This window comes from Herbaspirillum sp. YR522 (genome assembly GCF_000282575.1).
In the GTDB taxonomy this organism is placed as follows: Bacteria; Pseudomonadota; Gammaproteobacteria; order Burkholderiales; family Burkholderiaceae_D; genus Herbaspirillum.
Genome location: NZ_AKJA01000123.1, coordinates 1 through 1,556 on the forward strand (window position 1 = coordinate 1; position 1,556 = coordinate 1,556).

At 59.8% G+C, this 1,556-nt stretch carries 2 protein-coding genes; both read right to left on the minus strand.

The window, feature by feature from the left end:
- Window positions 1-2: 2 nt before the first annotated feature.
- Window positions 3-188, minus strand: a complete 186-nt coding sequence (locus PMI40_RS24625) for a PT domain-containing protein (protein WP_157221602.1) — start codon at window positions 186-188, stop codon at window positions 3-5.
- Window positions 178-1,077 carry an MBL fold metallo-hydrolase gene (locus tag PMI40_RS17365; protein ID WP_008117979.1) on the minus strand — a complete coding sequence of 300 codons (900 nt, stop codon included), beginning with the start codon at window positions 1,075-1,077 and terminating at the stop codon, window positions 178-180. Before PMI40_RS17365 ends, PMI40_RS24625 begins: the two co-directional genes overlap by 11 nt.
- Between the last annotated feature and the right edge of the window lie 479 nt (window positions 1,078-1,556).

Here is a 1,556-nt window from a genome sequence, read left to right on the forward strand (position 1 = left end):
ACTTATTGATTTGACAACCCGGTCATCGGCTGGTCGGTTGGTCGGTTGGTCGGTTGGTCGGTTGGCCGGTTGGTCGGTTGGTAATTGAATATCGTGGGGGTTTTGTCCTGAGGGGGATGGCGGCGTACTTCGGTGAAGTACGCCGTTTTTTTATTATCTGGCGTGCATCGGCCCTTGCTACAAGGCATCGACCGGAATTTTCAGGTAGCGCACGCCGTTGGCTTCTGGCGCGGGCAGCTTGCCGGCACGGATATTGACCTGGATCGCCGGCAGGATCAGTAGCGGCATGCCCAGGGTTGCGTCGCGCTCTTGCCGCATCGCGACGAACTCGCCCTCCTCGACACCATCATGCAGATGGATATTGGCGGCACGCTGTTCGGCCACCGTCGTTTCCCACTTGGCCGAGCGCCCTTGGGGCGGATAGTCGTGACACATGAACAGCCGCGTGGTGGGGGGCAAGGACAGCAACCTGCGTGCGGACCGATACAGGGCATGCGCATTGCCACCGGGAAAGTCGCAGCGCGCGCTGCCTAGGTCCGGCATGAACAAGGTGTCACCGACAAACACCAGTTGCGGCGCGCCGTCCTGGTCTTCGAGCATGTAGGCCATATCCGCGGCGGTATGCCCGGGCACGTGCAACGCTCGCATGTGCAGACCGCCGATCCGGAAAGCTTCGTCGGCATGGAACAGGTAGTCGAACTGCGATCCGTCCGGCGCGAAGCCCTGCTCGAGATTGTAGATGCCCTTGAACACCCGCTGGACACTGCGAATGGCGTCGCCGATGGCAATGGCGCCGCCCAGGTGCTGCTTGAGGTAGGCGGCGGCAGAAAGATGATCGGCATGGGCATGCGTTTCCAGCAGCCACTGCACCGAAAGCCTCCTGGTGCGTACCACATCGATCACCTTGTCCGCCGAACGGGTGGCGGTACGACCGGACCTGGGATCGTAGTCGAGCACCGGATCGATGATGGCGCATGGCCCGCCTTCGCGCTCGAACACGATGTAGGTGATGGTCGAGGTCTCGTCATCAAACAGCGACTGGATGATGGGCAGCGGCGATGCAGCGGGTGAACTCATGAACGGCTCCGATCAGATACGTTTGTTCATGGCCATTATAGGAGTAAATAAATTACCGGCAGGAGTGGACTGGGTCCATGCCGCACGATTGGGCCGGATGGTACCTGCGGGCGGAATGTCTTCGTGCGCCTGACCGGATTTAATTCGGTTGGGAGTCGTTGGTTCGATGGCGCCTGCCTTACTGGCTTCCGACACCACTAATTGATTTGCTTCGCAGACAAGCGGGTACCGTTTTCGCAGCGATATGTCAAAAAGTCCGCCACGGCGGACTTTTCTTCCAGCAGCATCAGGGACTCGCCTACGCAAGCGCAGGCCGCCGAATCGCTTGCAAGCGATTCCCTTCGCGTCCCGCCGGGAGCCACGCAGGTGGCTCCCTCCGCTCCATCTTCAATCGTTTGCTTCGCAAAAAAACTGGGACCGTTTTCGCATCAATACGTCAAAAAGTCCGCCACGGCGGACTTTTCTTCCAGCGATTCGGC

Excerpts from the sequence above, each read along its gene's own strand:
- PMI40_RS24625 (WP_157221602.1), bottom strand. The coding sequence starts at position 188 with ATGCCTTGTAGCAAGGGCCGATGCACGCCAGATAATAAAAAAACGGCG.
- PMI40_RS17365 (WP_008117979.1), bottom strand. The coding sequence starts at position 1,077 with ATGAGTTCACCCGCTGCATCGCCGCTGCCCATCATCCAGTCGCTGTTT.